The sequence below is a fragment of the Streptomyces aquilus genome, from assembly GCF_003955715.1.
Taxonomy (GTDB): domain Bacteria; phylum Actinomycetota; class Actinomycetes; order Streptomycetales; family Streptomycetaceae; genus Streptomyces; species Streptomyces aquilus.
The window spans coordinates 4,801,314-4,816,645 of the sequence record NZ_CP034463.1 but is presented as its reverse complement, the minus strand read 5'-3'; the positions used below and the strand labels follow the sequence as shown (position 1 = coordinate 4,816,645).

The window sequence follows — 15,332 nt, the reverse complement described above, 5'->3', positions numbered from 1 at the left end:
AGTTGAAGGGGGCAACCATGCTTGATCACCTCATCAGAAGCGCGACCGTTGTCGACGGGACCGGCGCTCCCGCCCGTGTCGCCGACGTGGGTATCCGAGACGGGCGGGTCGCCGTCATCGGCCGGGTCGACGAGGCATCGCACACCAGCGAAGACGCATCCGGTCTCGTCCTCGCCCCCGGGTTCGTCGACCCCCACACCCACTACGACGCCCAGCTGTTCTGGGACCCGTACGCCACTCCCTCCCTCAACCACGGGGTGACGACGGTCGCCGCCGGCAACTGTGGGTTCACGCTGGCCCCGTTGAAGCCCGGGGACGCCGACTACACGCGGCGCATGATGTCCAAGGTCGAGGGCATGTCGCTGGTCGCGCTGGAGGAGGGAGCGCCCTGGAGCTGGCAGTCGTTCGGGGAGTATCTCGACGCGCTCGAAGGGCGGATCGCCGTCAACGCCGGGTTCATGGTCGGGCATTGTGCGCTGCGGCGGTATGTCATGGGGGCGGACGCCATTGGCGGGCAGCCCAGTGACGAGCAACTCGACGCCATGCTGCGACTGTTCCACGAGGCCATGGACGCCGGGGCGTGGGGGCTCTCCACCACCCAGTCGACCACCCACTCCGACGGGGACGGGAAGCCCGTCGCCTCCCGGCATGCCCTGCCCGCCGAACTCGTCGCGCTCTCCAAAGCGGTGGGGGAGCACGAAGGGACGCAGATCGAGGCCATCGTCGCCGGGTGTCTCGACCAGTTCAGCGACGCCGAGATCGAGCTGTTCGTGGAGATGAGCGCGGCGGCGGGGCGGCCGCTGAACTGGAACGTGCTCACCATCGACGCCACCGTCCCCGAACGCGTCCCGCGCCAGCTGTTCGCGAGCGAACAGGCACGCAAGGCCGGCGGCCGGATCGTCGCCCTCACCATGCCGATCCTGACGCCGATGAACATGTCCCTGGGCACCTTCTGCGCGCTCAACCTCATCCCCGGCTGGGGGCCGATCCTCGGCCTGCCCGTGCCCGAGCGGATCGAGAAACTCCGCGCCCCGGACGTACGGGCCGGGATGCTGGAGCGCGCCCAGTCCAAGGAGGCCGGTGTCTTCCGGCGGCTGGCGAACTTCGGGCGGTACGTCATCGGCGACACCTACAGCGAGGCGAACCGCGGGCTCAGCGGGCGGGTCGTGCGGGACATCGCCGAGGAGCGGGGGCAGGACCCCTTCCACTGCCTCGTCGAGATCTGCGCCGCCGACGAGCTCCGTACTGTCCTGTGGCCCATGCCCACCGACAACGACCCCGCCTCCTGGGCGCTGCGCGCCGAGACCTGGCAGCACGAGGACGTGCTGCTCGGCGGCTCGGACGCGGGGGCGCACCTGGACCGGATGTGCGGGGCGCCGTACACCACCCGGTTCCTCGGGGACTGTCTGCGCGGGCGGAAGCTCGCCACCCTGGAGCAGGCGGTGAAGATGCTGACCGACGACCCGGCGCGGCTGTTCGGGCTGCGCGAGCGGGGGCAGGTACGGGAGGGCTTCCATGCCGACCTGGTGCTCTTCGACCCGGAGCGGATCGGCGCGGGCACGGCCACCCTGGTGCACGACCTGCCGGGTGACAGCCCGCGGCTGGACTCCAAGGCACTCGGGGTACGGGCCGTGTGGGTCAACGGGGTCGAGGCGATCCGCGACGACACGGTGAGCGGGGCCGTGCCCGGGAAGGTGCTGCGCTCGGGGCGGGACACCCGGACGGTGAGCACCCGGTGAAGGAGCGGCTGTTCATCGGGGGCGAGTGGACCCAGCCGGACGGCGGACATTACGCCGTGGTCGATCCGGCCACCGAGGAGACCGTCGGGTGGGCGCCGGAGGCCTCGCGGGATCAGGTGCACGCGGCCTGCGCCGCGGCCCGCGAGGCCTTCGGGTCATGGTCGCGTACGGCGCCCGAGGAGCGGGCGGCGATCCTCGCCCGGGCTGCCGACGTGATCGCGGGCCGCTTCGTGCCGTACGCCGAACTCGCCCAGGCGGAGACCGGGGCGACGACCGGCACCGCGCGGGCGATGCAGGTCGGGGTCGGGGTCGCCCGGTTCCGGCGGTACGCGCGCGTGGAGAGCGCCGAGTGGGCGATCCCGCCGCAGATCAACGAGGCCGGGCCGATGGGGAAGGCCGGGGTGATGGGGGCGCTGGCGGTCCGCCAGCCCGTCGGGGTGGTCACCTGCATCACCTCGTACAACAACCCCTGGGCCAACCCGGCCGGCAAGATCGCCCCCGCCCTCGCGATGGGCAACACCGTCGTCGTGAAGCCCGCCCCGCAGGACCCCCTGTCCGTCTACCGGATGGCGGAGGCGCTGGAGGCGGCCGGGCTGCCGCGGGGCGTGCTCAGTGTGGTGTCGGGACGGTCGGTCGAGGTCGGTGAGGCCGCCGTCGACTCGCCCGACGTCGACATGGTCTCCTTCACCGGCTCCACCGCCGTCGGACAGCGCATCGCCGAGGTGTGCGGGCGCGGCATGAAACGGCAGCTGATGGAGCTGGGAGGGAAAGGCGCGGCGGTCGTCCTCGACGATGCCGACATCGGCTCGGCGGTGGCCGGGATCGGCACCACCTTCTCCTTCTACAGCGGGCAGATCTGCACCGCGCCCACGCGCGTGCTGGCCCAACGGGGCGTGTACGACCGGCTGGTGGACGGGCTCGCCGGCTACGCCGGGCGGCTGAAGGTCGGGAACCCGCGGGAGGCGGACACGGTCGTGGGGCCGGTGATCTCCGCCCCGCACCGGGAACGCGTCGAGTCGTACGTGGAGTTGGGCCGCAAGGAAGGCGCGACGGTCGTCGCGGGCGGCGAACGGCCGCCGTACGAGCGCGGCTTCTACGTCGCCCCGACCCTCCTCGCGGACTGCACCAACGCGATGCGGGTCGCCCGCGAGGAGATCTTCGGGCCGGTCGTGGCCGTCGTCCCCTTCGACGACGAGGAGGAGGGCATCGCCCTCGCCAACGACTCCGACTACGGCCTCATCGACTACGTCTGGTCCGGCGACGTCGCCCGCGCCTTCCGGGTGGCCCGGCGGCTGCGGGCGGGCGGGGTCGGCGTGAACACGGTCGGGCGGAACATGGAGGCGCCGTTCGGCGGGTTCAAGAAGAGCGGGGTGGGCCGGGACGTCGGGTCGTACGCGCTGCACGCCTACAGCGAGGTGCAGGCGATCGTCTGGCCGGGGTGAACCGTCCTCTGCCCTACGGCAGCCGTATCGACTGGGAGTGGCGGAAGAAGTCCGTCGGGTCCCAGCGGGCCTTGACCTGCTGGAGACGGGCGTAGTTCGCCCGCCAGTACAGGGTGTGCCAGGGCACGCCCGAGGTGTTCCAGGCGGGGTCCGAGAGGTCGGGGTCGGGGTCGTTGATGTAGCAGCCGCCGGTCAGGTCGTTCGGGACGGGGACGCCGCCCGTGTCCTGGAACGACTCCCGGTACAGGTCCCGGAGCCAGGCTAGGTGCTTGTCGTCCTCGCGCCGGTCGATCCAGAAGTTCTCGTACAGGGCGATCAGGGCCGCGTCCCGGTGCGGGACGGCCGTGGCGTCGGGGGCGGTGTCGTTCGTGCGGCCGCCGCCGCCGTTGAGGGAGATCACGGCGTTCGGGTTCGAGTAGTCCGTACGGGTCAAGTGGCGGTACATGACGGCCAGTTGGGCGTCGGTGAAACTCCCCTTCAGCCACGCCGTCTTCACCGCGCTGCGCAGCGTGTGGTCGTACAGCAGGACCGGGCTGCTGGTGCCGAGCAGCTTCGTCGAGGCCAGCCACGGGACGCGGCGGGACGGGAAGGAGGCGGTGAGGCCGGTGCCGGCCGTGAGGGCCGCGGCGTAGTCGGCGAGCAGCCGGTCGGCGTCCGGGTCCGTGCCGTCGACCTGGGTGAACAGGGCCGCGCCGCCCGTCGCGCCCTGGCGCATCAGCAGATAGCCGGAGAGGGAGATGAACGGGGAGGAGGTGGCGCCGTTGTCCACGTGCCAGGCGCAGAAGTTGCGGACCAGGCGGGCCATCGACGGGGCGTCCAGCCGGCTCCACGGGATCTCCGTCAGGCTGACCAGCACCTCGCGGGGCGGTGCGGGCAACTGGAGGCCGGGCGTGGTTCCGGTCGCGGCGGGGGAGCGGAACCAGTAGCGGGTGATGACGCCGAAGCTCCCGCCGCCGCCACCCGCGGTGGCCCACCACAGGTCGCGGTGCGGGTCCGAGGGCGCGCGCGAGGCGACGACCGTACGCACCCTCCCCGAGGCGTCGACCACCACCATCTCCACGGCCTCGATGTGATCCGCCACCAGCCCGAACCGCCGCGTCAGCGGCCCGAACCCACCGCCGCTCGCATGACCGCCGATCCCCACGGTCAGACACGCGCCGCCCGGGATCGTCACCCCCCATTCCTTGTACAACGCCTCGTAGATCTGCCCCAGTTGGGCCCCGGCGCCGATGGCGAAGGCGTTGCGGGCGGGGTCGTAGGCGATCCCGTTCAGCGCGGACGTGTCGATGATGACGTCGGTGTCGGGGTGGTGGACGAAGTCGGCGTAGCAGTGGCCGCCGCTGCGCACCGAGACGCGCTTCCTGGCCCGCACGGCCTCCGTCACCGCCTGCACCACCTGTTCCGTGGAGGCGACGAGGCGGATGGCTTCGGGCGTGGCCGCCCACCGCTTGTTCACGCCGGTGGCGAGCTCCGCGTACCGCGCGTCACCGGGGCCGACGGACACGGAGGGTGCGGCGGGCGCCGCGCTCGCGTCGGTCGGGCTGAGGACGCCCTCGGCGACGGCCAGGGCGGACACCCCGGTCATCAGGGCCCGTCTGCTGATCTCGCTGCTGGGTCTGGGCATGGCAGGGTCGCTCTCCTCGCAGGGTGGAAGACAGGCCGGGGCCCGGACGGTCGGGGGACGTGACCGCCCGGGCCCCGGGGTTTGTGGTGGGGGGCGTAAGTCCGGTTCAGGGGACCGTGGCGCGGTGGGCGCGGTACCAGTCGGCCTGGTCTCGCAGGGTGCGTTCCAACGGGCGGAACTCCACGCCGAGTTCGCGTTCGGCGCGGGCGGAGGTCACCCGGCGGCGGTCTCCCTCCAGCAGGGCCCGCACGCCCTCCCGGGTGGCGGTCGGTGCGGCGCCTCGCAGCCGGCCGCCGGTCTCCAGCAGGGCGGCCATGAGCAGCGCCAGCCGGGCCGGCACCTCGCGCGGGGGCGTGACCCCGAGGGCCCTTGCCGCGATCCGGCAGACCTCGGGGAGCGGGACCCAGTCGCCGGCCACGATGTAGCGGCGGGCGTGCTCCCCCTTGGCGGCGGCCCGGACACAGGCGTCCGCCACGTCACGGGCGTCCACCACGTGGTTGCCCGCCCGGGGGACACCGCCGAGCCGTCCCTCGGCCACCGAGGCGAACAGCCGCCCGGCGGAGGTCGGCCCGGCGTCGCCCGGCCCCCACATCCAGCCCGGGAGCACGATCGGCACCCGTACCCCGCGCTCGGCGCCGAAGGCGCGGACCGCCTCCTCCGAGCGCAGCTTGCTCGCGTAGTAGCCGTTGGCGCGGGTGCCGCGCCCCTCCGGGGTGTCCTCGTCCGAGGGCCGGCCGTCGGGGCGGGTGCCGAGCGTGCCGATGGAGCTGGTGTGCACCACGACCGGCACGCCGGCCGCGGCGGCCGCGTCGAGCAGTCCGGTGACGGCGTCGACGTTCGTGGCCGTCAGCAGCGCCGGGTCGTGCCCTCCCGGCGCGTAGTACTCCCGGAAGTACGCGGCCGTGTGGATCACCGCGGTGTGCCCCGGGAGGGCCGGGGCGAGGGCGCCCGGTTCGCGTACGTCCCCCTGGAGGACGGTGAGTTGATCGTGCCCGGGGAGCAGGGCGCGGGCCCGCTGCGGGTCCCGGACCACGGCCGTCACCGCGCTGCCGCCGTCGAGCAGCTGCCGTACGACATGGCCCCCGAGCAGACCGGTGGCACCGGTGACGAGCACCCGCTGCAACGGCGGACCGGTCACGTCCATTGCACCACTTCCAGCCGGATCGTCGTCGTCACCGCCCCTTCCTGCCGGACGTCGATCACCACGGGCACGGCGAGCGTGCGCAGGTCGTCCTGGCGGCGGAATCCCTGCACGGTGGCCCGCAGTTCGGTCACCTGGTCCAGTTCCGCGTAGTCGGTGAACTCGGTCTCGATGGCGGAGATGGTCAGCGTCTGCGGGGACAGCCCGTGCAGCTGGGCGACGGCGGCGATCGCGAGCTGGCGGGCCGCCTCCATCTGGAGATGGCCGGGGACGTGGTCGAGCGGGTGGTCGAACATGTGCGGGTGGCTGGCGTCGAGGACCAGCTGTGCCGACACCCGGGCCTCGCTCGCCACCACCGGGGCGGTGATCACGACGTTGCGGGCCTCGCTGCGGCCCACGGCGGACGGTGCCGCCGGGGTGAAGCGCGGCAGGGCCAGGTCCGTCGCGGCCGTGCGGCGCTTCGCCCGCAGGGTGCGGTAGGCGCGCTGGGACACGATCAGCAGGGCGCCGTTGCCGGCCATCGCCACATGGCCGTCCAGGGCGACGTTGCCGCTGAAGGTGAACCCCTGGACGCGGCCGGCCTTGTTGCGCCGGGGATGGACGGTCATCGTGACGAGGACGTGCGCGGGCGTCGCCCCGATCCGCAGCTGGGTCAGGCCCACCGTACGGAGGTTGAGGCTGCGGAAGATGAACGCGGAGCCCAGTTCCACGTCCAGGTGCTCGTGGGCCACCAGGACGCCTGCCTGCCGGACCACCTCGATGAGCAGGGTGTAGTCGTACATCGGCGCGTTCTCGCCGATGAGGTGGCCGCGGGGCAGCTGGGCGGCGACGAGGAAGGTCTCCTCGCCGATCGCCGCGGAGTCGGTGACGAAGACCTCGGCGACGGAGGTGCGGTGCACCAGCGTGCGGGAGACGGTCGCGTCGTAGCGCAGCCGGGCGGCGGCCTCGGCGACGGGGTCCGGCACGGCGTCGGCGGTTTCCTCGGTGGTCTCGAGGTCGGTGGGCTGAGTCTCGGGCATGGTCATGATCGGCTGGGGGTCCTTTCCGACCTGGAGTGGGTGTCGGTCCACGGATCAGGCCGCCTCGGCGGCGCCGGCCCGCTGCGAGGGCAGCCGGTCGAGCAGTTCGAGGACGCCCGGGATGCCGGCCCGGGCCCCGACCGTTCCGTCGGGGCGTACGTAGGCGAGCCAGGGCGTGCCGTCCTCCTTGCCGAACCCGGGGCCGGACACGCGTGCGGTGTCGCAGCGGGCATAGGCGGCGCCGCCGGCGCGCCCGGCCCCGGAGCTGTCGCCCGCAGGCCTGACCCAGAGCACGTCCGTGATGTCGTCCACACCACGCCCCCGCAGCGCGGCCACGGCCCGGACGGCCATGTCGCCGGCGGCCTGGTCCCCGTACGCGAGAACCGTGTGCCGTCCGGCCGTCAGGTACTGGTGGAGCGAGTCGGCCTTCGTGCCGTTCAGCGGGATCAGCGCGGTGTCCGGGACGCGGCGTCCCAGTTTCACGCCGCGGGGCACGGCCGCGGCGCCCGGCAGGTCGGCGACCGCGGGGCTCGCCGAGTGGTCGAGGTCGAGCTGGGCGAGCTGCGGCAGCATCTGCTTCTCCAGCAGGCCCCGCCGGGAGAAGGACTGCATGGTGGCGTCCCGCATGGCCCGGGCCATGGGGTTGCGCAGCAGCCACATCCGGGTCTGCTGGTCGGCGTTGCGCACCGCCTGCACGGAGGCCGGACGGCGCTCCGGCTCATAGCTGTCGAGCAGCTCGGGAGCGGCGCCGCGCAGCACGGAGGCGAGCTTCCAGCCGATGTCGTAGCCGTCCTGGACACCGGTGTTGAGGCCCTGGCCGCCCGCGGGGCTGTGCGCGTGGGCGGCGTCCCCGGCGATGAAGACCGGGCCCGCGCGGAACGCGGGGGCGACCTTGGCGTGCACCTGGAACCGGTTGGACCACCAGGTCTCGCGCAGCCGCAGCCCGCCGGGACCGCGCTCGTCCAGCAGGGCTTGCAGCTCCTCGTCGGACGGCGGCCGGGTGTTCCCGTCGGCCGCGATGTCGAAGAAGACCCGGTGCCCGCCGTCCGGCAGGGGGACGAGCACCAGCACGCCCTCGGGGGTGATGTGGTACTGCGCCTCGTCCTCGGGCGCGGGCCCCTCCAGCCTGCCGTCGCCCAGCAGGAACACCCGGTCGTAGGTGTGCCCCTCGAAGGGGATGGAGACGGCGTCCCGGACCCGGCTGTGGGTGCCGTCCGCGCCGATCACATAGCGGTACGTGCCCCGCTCCACCCGGCCCTGCACGGTCCGCAGCGCCACCGTGACCTTGTCGCCGGCGACGGTGAGGCCCACGGCCTCCGTCTCCCACTCGACCTCGCCGCCCAGCGCGTGCAGCCGCTCGTACAGGGCGGCCTCGGTGACGGGCTGCGGGGCGCACAGCGGATGGCGGAAGGCGGTGCCGTCGAGGCCGCCGAACCGCATGCCGCCGACCTGCTTCTTCCGCGACCAGTAGGTGGCGCGGGCGAGCGGCAGCGCCGCCTCGACGATGGGCCCGACGGCACCGACGCGGCTCAGGCACTCCAGCGCACCGCTCCACAGCACCAGCGCCTTGGGCGCCCCGCCCGGCCCGTCGCGCCGGTCGACGATCCGACACGGCACGCCGAGCCCCAGCAGGGTGCAGGCGGCGGTCAGACCGGTGGGGCCCGCTCCGACGATCAGGATGTCCTCGGTCATGGCGGTCATGGTGAAGTCCCTTCGGAGTCCGGTGCGTTGCCTTCCAGGTGGGTGAGCACCTCGCGTACGGCGGTGTCTGTGTCCGTGAACAGCACGGAAGGGATGCCGAGTGCGCGGGCGGCGGCGCAGTTCTCCTCGGTGTCGTCGACGAACAGGCACTGGTGCGGTGCGACGTCGAGCCGCTCCAGCAGAATCCGGTAGATCTTGGGGTCCGGCTTGCGCACGCCCTCCTTGTGCGAGTCGACGACGACCTCGAAGAGCTCGTTGACGGGGAGCTGGGCGCGCCAGCGCGGCTCCCACTCGCGGACGTTGTTGGTGAGCAGCGCGAGCCGCTTGCCGTTCGCGCGCAGTTCGCGCAGGAAGTCGACGAAGGGCTGGTTGGGGCGCCGGCCGCGGAACCACAGCTCCCCGAACTCGTGGTCGTCCAGGATCTTCTCGGACCCGGGCGGCAGTTCGGCGAGGATGCGGTCGGCCATCTGGCGTTCGCTGATCGCGCCGATCTCCAGCGCGGCCATGGGGGTTTCGCCGTGCCTCTCGGTGGCGGCGAGGAACGCCTCGGCGAGGGCGGTGGTGTCGAGGCCGGCCAGGGCGGCGAACTCGCAGAAGGTCTCGGCCAGCGGGTTGGTGAGCACGCCGCCGTAGTCGACGACGACTACCTCGACGCATTCGCCGCTCATGACGCCTCCGGTTCCGGCGTGCTCGCCGGGCCGCTCTCCCACTGCAACCCGACCATGATCAGTTCGGTGTCGCCGATGTTGTGCATCTGGTGGCACAGGGGTTCGTCCGCCGGGTTGAACAGGACGACGCCGTCCGGGAGTTCACCCTCGCGCAGGACCTCGCCCTCGGGGCCGAGGGAGCGGACCTTGGCGCCGCTGAGCACCACGGTCGCCCAGGGCTTGCGGTGGGTGTGCAGGGGGCGGGTGCCGCCCGGCGGGACCTGCTCGACCCAGGCCTTCACCCAGGGGGTGTCCAGGCACAGGGGTGCGCCGAGTTCTTCCCAGGGGCCTTGCGCGGTGACGGGACTGTGGGTCACGACATGCCTCCTTGCAAGGTCGGTGTCAGTAGGGGGCGTTGGCGGCGAAGAAGCGGCGCGGATTGTCGACGAGCATGGTGCGCAGGTCCTCGTCGCTCACCCCGGCCTTGCGCAGCGCGGGCAGCACGTCGTCGTGGATGTGCGTGTACTCCCAGGAGGGGGCGACGAGTTCGCGCTGGTCGGTGGTGAGGTAGTCCAGGAAGCACGGGCAGTCGTGGGACAGGACGAGCTGTGTGGCGTAGCCCAGGCGGACCAGTTGGGCGACGGTGTCCACGCGCTGCTCCAGCGGGGCGATGAACTCCATGCCGAAGCGGTCCATGCCGAGGAACGAGCCGGCGTCGAGCAGTTCGCGCAGATAGCCGAGGTCGTCGCTGTCGCCGGAGTGCCCGATGACGACCCGGCTGAGGTCGACGCCCTCCTCGCGGAACACCTTCTGCTGCAACAGGCCGTTGCGCACCAGGGCGTTGCTGTGGGTCTGGATCGGCGCCCCGGTCTCGCGGTGGGCCTGGGCGGTGGCGCGCAGGACGCGTTCCACGCCCTCCGGTAACTGCTCGGTCTCGGTGGCGCACTTGAGGACGGCCGCCTTGACGCCGGTGTCGCCGATGCCCTCGGTGATGTCGCGCACGAACAGCTCGACCATCGGGTCCGGGCCCTCGAAGACCCGGCCGGGGCCGCGGAAGGCGAAGTACATGGGCTCGTCGTTGTAGGTGTAGACGCCGGTCGCCACGACGATGTTGAGCGCCACGCGCTCGGCCACCTTCTTGATGCGGGGCAGGTAGCGGCCCTGGCCGAGGACGGTGAGGTCGACGATGGTGTCGACCCCGCGCTCGGCGGCCGCGTTCAGCTTCGCGACGGCGCTGTCGATCTGCTCCTGCTCATTCCAGAGCTGAGGATTGTTCTCCTGTATTTCGGTACTGAGAACAAAGACGTGCTCATGCATCAATGTGACGCCGAGCCGGTCCAGCGGAATGCCGCCTTTAGCGGTCTCGACTATGACGGGTTCAATGGAATTTGCTGCCATTATCGCCTCCCCTGGGCGTGGCTTTCACTCCTGCAGCAACAATCCACACCCGGTGGTGGCGTTGTCAACGAATACTTGGCCGGATGGTGGTGCCATTGGCACTAGTGGTTTCAGTAATCTTGTCCGACGGCCGCGCGAGGGGGAGTGTGAGGATCGGAGAAAACCCATTGTGCGAATGCGCGTGAGGATTCGGCCGTGAAGGAGCAGGACGTGACCAGCACCGAACGGGTCGCTCTGGTGACCGGCAGCACGAGCGGTCTCGGGGAGGCGACCGCACGACTCCTGGCGGAGGAGGGCTGGCACGTGGTGGTGCACGGCCGTGATCCGCGCAAGGTGGCCAAGGCCCTCGCCGGGGTACGGTCGGCGGGCCGGGGCCAGGGGAGTTCCCTCGTCGCCGATCTGTCGCGGCGCGACGGGGTGCACGCGCTGGCCGACGAGGTGCTGGCCACGTACGGCCGGCTGGACGCCCTGATCAACAACGCCGGTGTGGCCACGCCCAACCGCAGCGCCCGCACCCGCCGGGTCACGGCGGACGGGCTGCAACTGGAGTGGCAGGTCAACTTCCTCGCGCCGTTCGCCCTGACCCTGCGCCTGTCGGGCCTGCTCGCCCGCTCCGCGCCCGCCCTGGTCGTCAACGTCAGCTCGGTCGCCCAGGGGTGGGGGCAACTGCGCTGGGACGATCTCCAGATGGCGGGGCGCTGGGACCGTATGGCCGCGTACGCGCAGTCCAAGCTGGCGCTGACCGCCTTCACCAACGAGTACGCGCAGCGCCTGCGGGCCGACGGGGTGCGGGCCAACAGTCTCCATCCGGGCATGTGCGCCACGAAGATGGTGCGCAGTACGTTCGTGCTGGCCCCGCATCGGACGGGGTACGGCGCCCGGAACATCGTGCGGCTGGTCACCGATCCGCGGCTGGAGAACGCCAGCGGCGTCTACTTCCACGAGCGGCGGCGCATCGAACCGAACCCGTTCGCGCAGGACGTGGTGGGCCGGCGGCGGTTGTGGGAGGTGGCCCTCGACCAGTCGGGCGTCATCGGCCGACCGGACGAGGTCCCCGCGGAACTGCTGACCGCGTGACGGCCGGAGTGTCAGTCGACGAGCGTGCTCAGCCGGCGTGCCGTCTCCGAGCCCGGGGTCGCGAAGTGGGAGACGATGCTGAGCCCGCGGCCGCCCTCCACCGAGAGCTTGACGTAGTTGAGCTCCAGCTCTCCCACGACCGGGTGCCGGAAACGGCGGACGGAGGGGGCGAACGCCTGGACGTCGTGCGAGGTCCACCACTCGCTGAACAACTCGCTGGACTTCTGAAGGCTGCTGACCACCTCGATGAAGCGCGGGCTGCCCAGTTCGTGCGCCGACTCGGCCCGCAGCAGCCCCACCAGCCAGCGCGCCTCGCGCTCCCAGTCGGGCAGCAGGTCGCGGGCCTCGGGGGCGTTGAACATGAGCCACAGCGCGTTGCGTTCGTGGACCGGCAGATGCTCGAACCCGCCCATGAGCGCCGCCTCCGCGCGGTTCCACGCGACCACGTCGAAGCACCGGGTGATCACATACGCGGGGTTCGGGTCGAGCAGGTCGAGGAAGGTCTGCATCTCGGGTCCGGCGACCTGCTCGTCGCCGGCGGCCGCGGTGTCCGGCGGCACCTCGCCGGCGAGCCGGAACAGATGGCTGCGCTCCACGGCGTCCAGCGTCAGGGCCCGCGCGATCCCGCCGAGGACCTGGCGCGAGACGTTGATGTCCCGCCCCTGCTCCAGCCACGTGTACCAGGTGAGGCTCACGCCCGAGAGCTGGGCGACCTCCTCCCTGCGCAGCCCCTGAATTCGGCGGCGGCTGACCTCGTTTCCGGAATTAATCAGTCCGCTCTTTTTCGGGTCCGCTTTCCTGCGCCGGGACCTCAGGAAGTCCCCGAGTTCCCTCCGGCTCTGTTCGTCCTTCAAATTTCCCATTAAAGCCCCCGTGGGATCGGATTCGTGGTGCGGAAACCACTAGCAGTGACTCTACTCTCCCTCATCCCGGAATCGTGCTCAATCATGAAGGGAAGTCAGTGAGTACACAGAAAGGACACCTCATGGAAATGGACGCGGACGAGCTGCTCGCCCAGCTCTTCCTCACGCCCGAGGGCCTGCGCGAACCCTATGCGCTGTATGAGCGGGTCAGGGATCTGACCCCAGTACATCGCACCGCGCTCGGCCACTGGGTGGTCACGGGTTACGACGACGTGAACACTTTCCTCCGCAGCCAGCACGCGCTCAAGGACCCGTACCGGGTCTTCGCGCCCTGGGTCGGCAAGGACGAGTGGCAGGAGCACGCCGCCCTGCGCCGGCTGCCGAACATCATGCTGTGGGCCAACCCGCCGGACCACACCCGGCTGCGCAAGCTGGCCGGCTTCGCCTTCACCAACCGGGCCGTGCAGGCCATGCGCCCGCAGATCACCGCCATGGTCGAGGGCCTCGCCGACAAGCTCGAACGCGACGGCGTCATCGACTACATGAAGGACTTCGCCTTCCCGCTCCCGGCGATGGCCACCGGCCGCATGCTCGGCATCCCCGACGCCGACCTGCCCTCGCTCCAGGAGCCCATGCGGGCCTTCCAGGACATCTACGAACTGGGCCTGACCCCCGACGACCTGGCCGCCTGCGACAAGGGCGCGCAGTTCACCGACGACTACTTCAGCGAGCTCGTCGAGGAGCGCCGCAAGAACCCCGGCGACGACCTGCTGTCCGCCCTGATCGCCGCCAAGGACGGCGCCGACCAGCTCAGCCAGGGCGAACTCATCGGCATGTGCAACCTGTTGTTCGGCGCCGGCTTCGAGACCACCACCAACCTCCTCGGCAACGGCATGCTCGCCCTGCTGCGCCACCCCGAGCAGATGGACCGGCTGCGCGCCCAGCCCGAGCTGATACCGAACGCGGTGGAGGAGATGCTCCGCTACGACAGCCCGACCCAGCTCGGCAACCGGGTCACCGACTCGCCCGTCGAGATCGCCGGCACCGTGATCCCCGAGGGCTCCTCCGTGGTCGCCCTGGTCGGCGCCGCCCACCGCGACCCCCGCCGCTTCCCCGACCCCGACCGCTTCGACGTGGGCCGCGGTGACGCCCCGGTGCTGTCGTTCAGCTCCGGCATCCACTACTGCCTGGGCGCCTCCCTCGCCCGCATGGAGGCCCAGATCGCGTTCTCCACCCTGCTGCGCCGCTTCCCCGGACTGCACTGCCCGGGCGGCGCGGACGCGGTCGTCTTCCGGCCCCGGCTGACCCTGCGCGGTGTGGAGTCCCTGCCGCTCGCGACCGGTTGACGGCACGGACGCCTCCCATGGCCTCGTCCGTACGCCCCGACTCGCCCCGGCGGCACGCCGCCGCCCCCGCCCCCCGCGCCCCGGTCCGGCTGCTCGCCCTCGCCAGCGGCCTCACCGTCGGCAACCTCTACCTCGCCCTGCCGCTCCTGGACACCATCGCCGCCGACCTCGACCGCTCGCATCTCGCCGCGAGCCTGCTGGTGGTGGCGACGCAGGCCGCGTACGCGCTCGGCCTGGTCCTCGTCGTCCCGCTCGGCGACCTCCTCGACCGGCGCCGGCTCATCCTCACGCTCCTCACCGCGGAGACGGCCGCGCTGCTGCTCGCCGCCACCGCACCGGGCATCGGCGTCCTGTACGCGGCGGCCGCCCTGATCGGCCTCGCCTCGGTCGCGGTGATGGTGATGGTCCCGTTCGCCGCGTCCCTGGCCCCCGAGGACCAGCGCGGCCGGGTGGTCGCCGCCGTGATGAGCGGGGTCCTCGTCGGCTCGCTGCTGATCCGCTTCCTGTCCGGCGTCGTCGGCGACCGCACCGGCTGGCGGCCCGTGTACTACGGTGCCGCGACCTGCGCCGGCCTCCTGGTGCTGGTCCTGCGCGGCCGGCTGCCCCGGGCCGGCGCGGCCCCGCCCACGGCCACCGGCCTCGGCTACGGGGCGCTGCTGCGCTCCCTCCCCGGCCTGGTCGCCGCCCACCGCACGCTGCGCCGCCGCACCCTGTACGGCGCCCTGTGCTTCGCCGCGTTCACCGCGTTCTGGACCCCGCTGCCGTTCCTGCTCGCCGGACCCGAGTACGGGTACGGCGCCGGCGCGGTGGGGCTGCTCAGCCTCGTCGGCATCGGCGGGGTCGTCGCCGCGGGGCTGGCCGGCCGGGCCACCGACCGCGGCCGCGGCACGCCTCTCACCGGAATCCTGCTCGCCGGGGTGTGCCTGTCCTTTCTCCCGGCCGCCCTCGGGAAAACGTCCTTGGTATTTCTCGTCCTTGCCACATTCACTCTGGACTTCGCTGTCCAGGGCGCGCACATCGCCAATCAGGGCGCGATCTACCAGGTTCCCCCGGAAATTCGTGGCCGAGTCACGTCGGTCTATATGACCGGATATTTTCTGGGCGGCGCCGTGGGCGCCTCGGGAGCCGCTCTCGCCTATTCCGCTTCGGGCTGGACCGCGGTGTGCGTACTGGGTGCCGCACTGTCCGGTGCAGCCGCTCTGACCTGGCTCTTTCATCTGGTCAGGCGCTGACGGGCCAGCTGGTGGCGGTACTGCTATTAGTTTTTCCACCCTTGTGCCCGCACGTTCTCGCTCATACGCTGAAAAGCCGGGGCCCATGTGCTGAAAAGCCGGG

Annotated in this window: 13 protein-coding genes; 5 read left to right on the top strand and 8 right to left on the bottom strand. The window is 71.8% G+C overall.

The features are described 5' to 3' along the window. Window positions 1-17: 17 nt before the first annotated feature. On the top strand, window positions 18-1,739 hold the full coding sequence (locus tag EJC51_RS22125; RefSeq protein WP_126272685.1) for an N-acyl-D-amino-acid deacylase family protein: 1,722 nt from the start codon (window positions 18-20) through the stop codon (window positions 1,737-1,739). Next, entirely contained in the window at window positions 1,736-3,181 is a 1,446-nt protein-coding gene (locus EJC51_RS22120; RefSeq protein ID WP_244362783.1) for an aldehyde dehydrogenase family protein, read from the top strand. The genes EJC51_RS22125 and EJC51_RS22120 overlap by 4 nt, the downstream gene beginning before the upstream one ends. 13 nt (window positions 3,182-3,194) lie before the next feature. Here EJC51_RS22120 and EJC51_RS22115 read toward each other — a convergent pair whose 3' ends face one another. The 7 genes from EJC51_RS22115 to EJC51_RS22085 form a co-directional block, all read right to left on the bottom strand. After that, window positions 3,195-4,805, bottom strand: a complete 1,611-nt coding sequence (locus EJC51_RS22115) for an FAD-binding oxidoreductase (RefSeq protein ID WP_126272684.1) — start codon at window positions 4,803-4,805, stop codon at window positions 3,195-3,197. Between the two features lie 106 nt (window positions 4,806-4,911). Then, a complete protein-coding gene (locus tag EJC51_RS22110; protein WP_126272683.1) occupies window positions 4,912-5,949 on the bottom strand; it encodes an NAD-dependent epimerase/dehydratase family protein in 1,038 nt (345 codons plus the stop codon). Next, window positions 5,940-6,971, bottom strand: a complete 1,032-nt coding sequence (locus tag EJC51_RS22105) for a ScbA/BarX family gamma-butyrolactone biosynthesis protein (RefSeq protein ID WP_244362781.1) — start codon at window positions 6,969-6,971, stop codon at window positions 5,940-5,942. The genes EJC51_RS22110 and EJC51_RS22105 overlap by 10 nt, the downstream gene beginning before the upstream one ends. A gap of 48 nt (window positions 6,972-7,019) precedes the next feature. Next, the gene (locus tag EJC51_RS22100; protein ID WP_126277074.1) at window positions 7,020-8,657 is read right to left on the bottom strand and encodes an FAD-dependent monooxygenase; all 1,638 of its coding nucleotides are present in this window, start codon (window positions 8,655-8,657) and stop codon (window positions 7,020-7,022) included. A gap of 5 nt (window positions 8,658-8,662) precedes the next feature. Beyond that, window positions 8,663-9,334 carry an HAD family hydrolase gene (locus tag EJC51_RS22095; RefSeq protein WP_126272682.1) on the bottom strand — a complete coding sequence of 224 codons (672 nt, stop codon included), beginning with the start codon at window positions 9,332-9,334 and terminating at the stop codon, window positions 8,663-8,665. Beyond that, window positions 9,331-9,690 (bottom strand): cupin domain-containing protein, encoded by a 360-nt coding sequence (locus EJC51_RS22090; RefSeq protein WP_126272681.1) that lies wholly within the window; start codon window positions 9,688-9,690, stop codon window positions 9,331-9,333. Before EJC51_RS22090 ends, EJC51_RS22095 begins: the two co-directional genes overlap by 4 nt. A gap of 25 nt (window positions 9,691-9,715) precedes the next feature. Beyond that, complete coding sequence (locus tag EJC51_RS22085; RefSeq protein WP_126272680.1) at window positions 9,716-10,711, bottom strand: phosphotriesterase family protein; 996 nt, start codon at window positions 10,709-10,711, stop codon at window positions 9,716-9,718. Between the two features lie 210 nt (window positions 10,712-10,921). Between EJC51_RS22085 and EJC51_RS22080 the strand changes: the two genes are divergently transcribed. Continuing rightward, window positions 10,922-11,788 carry an SDR family NAD(P)-dependent oxidoreductase gene (locus tag EJC51_RS22080; RefSeq protein WP_166682890.1) on the top strand — a complete coding sequence of 289 codons (867 nt, stop codon included), beginning with the start codon at window positions 10,922-10,924 and terminating at the stop codon, window positions 11,786-11,788. 11 nt (window positions 11,789-11,799) lie between these two features. On the opposite strand, the gene EJC51_RS22075 is transcribed toward EJC51_RS22080, so the two are convergent. After that, complete coding sequence (locus tag EJC51_RS22075) at window positions 11,800-12,642, bottom strand: helix-turn-helix transcriptional regulator (RefSeq protein ID WP_166682889.1); 843 nt, start codon at window positions 12,640-12,642, stop codon at window positions 11,800-11,802. A gap of 131 nt (window positions 12,643-12,773) precedes the next feature. Between EJC51_RS22075 and EJC51_RS22070 the strand changes: the two genes are divergently transcribed. Next, the gene (locus EJC51_RS22070; protein ID WP_126272677.1) at window positions 12,774-13,997 is read left to right on the top strand and encodes a cytochrome P450; all 1,224 of its coding nucleotides are present in this window, start codon (window positions 12,774-12,776) and stop codon (window positions 13,995-13,997) included. Between the two features lie 17 nt (window positions 13,998-14,014). Beyond that, the gene (locus EJC51_RS22065; RefSeq protein WP_126272676.1) at window positions 14,015-15,229 is read left to right on the top strand and encodes an MFS transporter; all 1,215 of its coding nucleotides are present in this window, start codon (window positions 14,015-14,017) and stop codon (window positions 15,227-15,229) included. The last annotated feature ends 103 nt before the right edge of the window (window positions 15,230-15,332 follow it).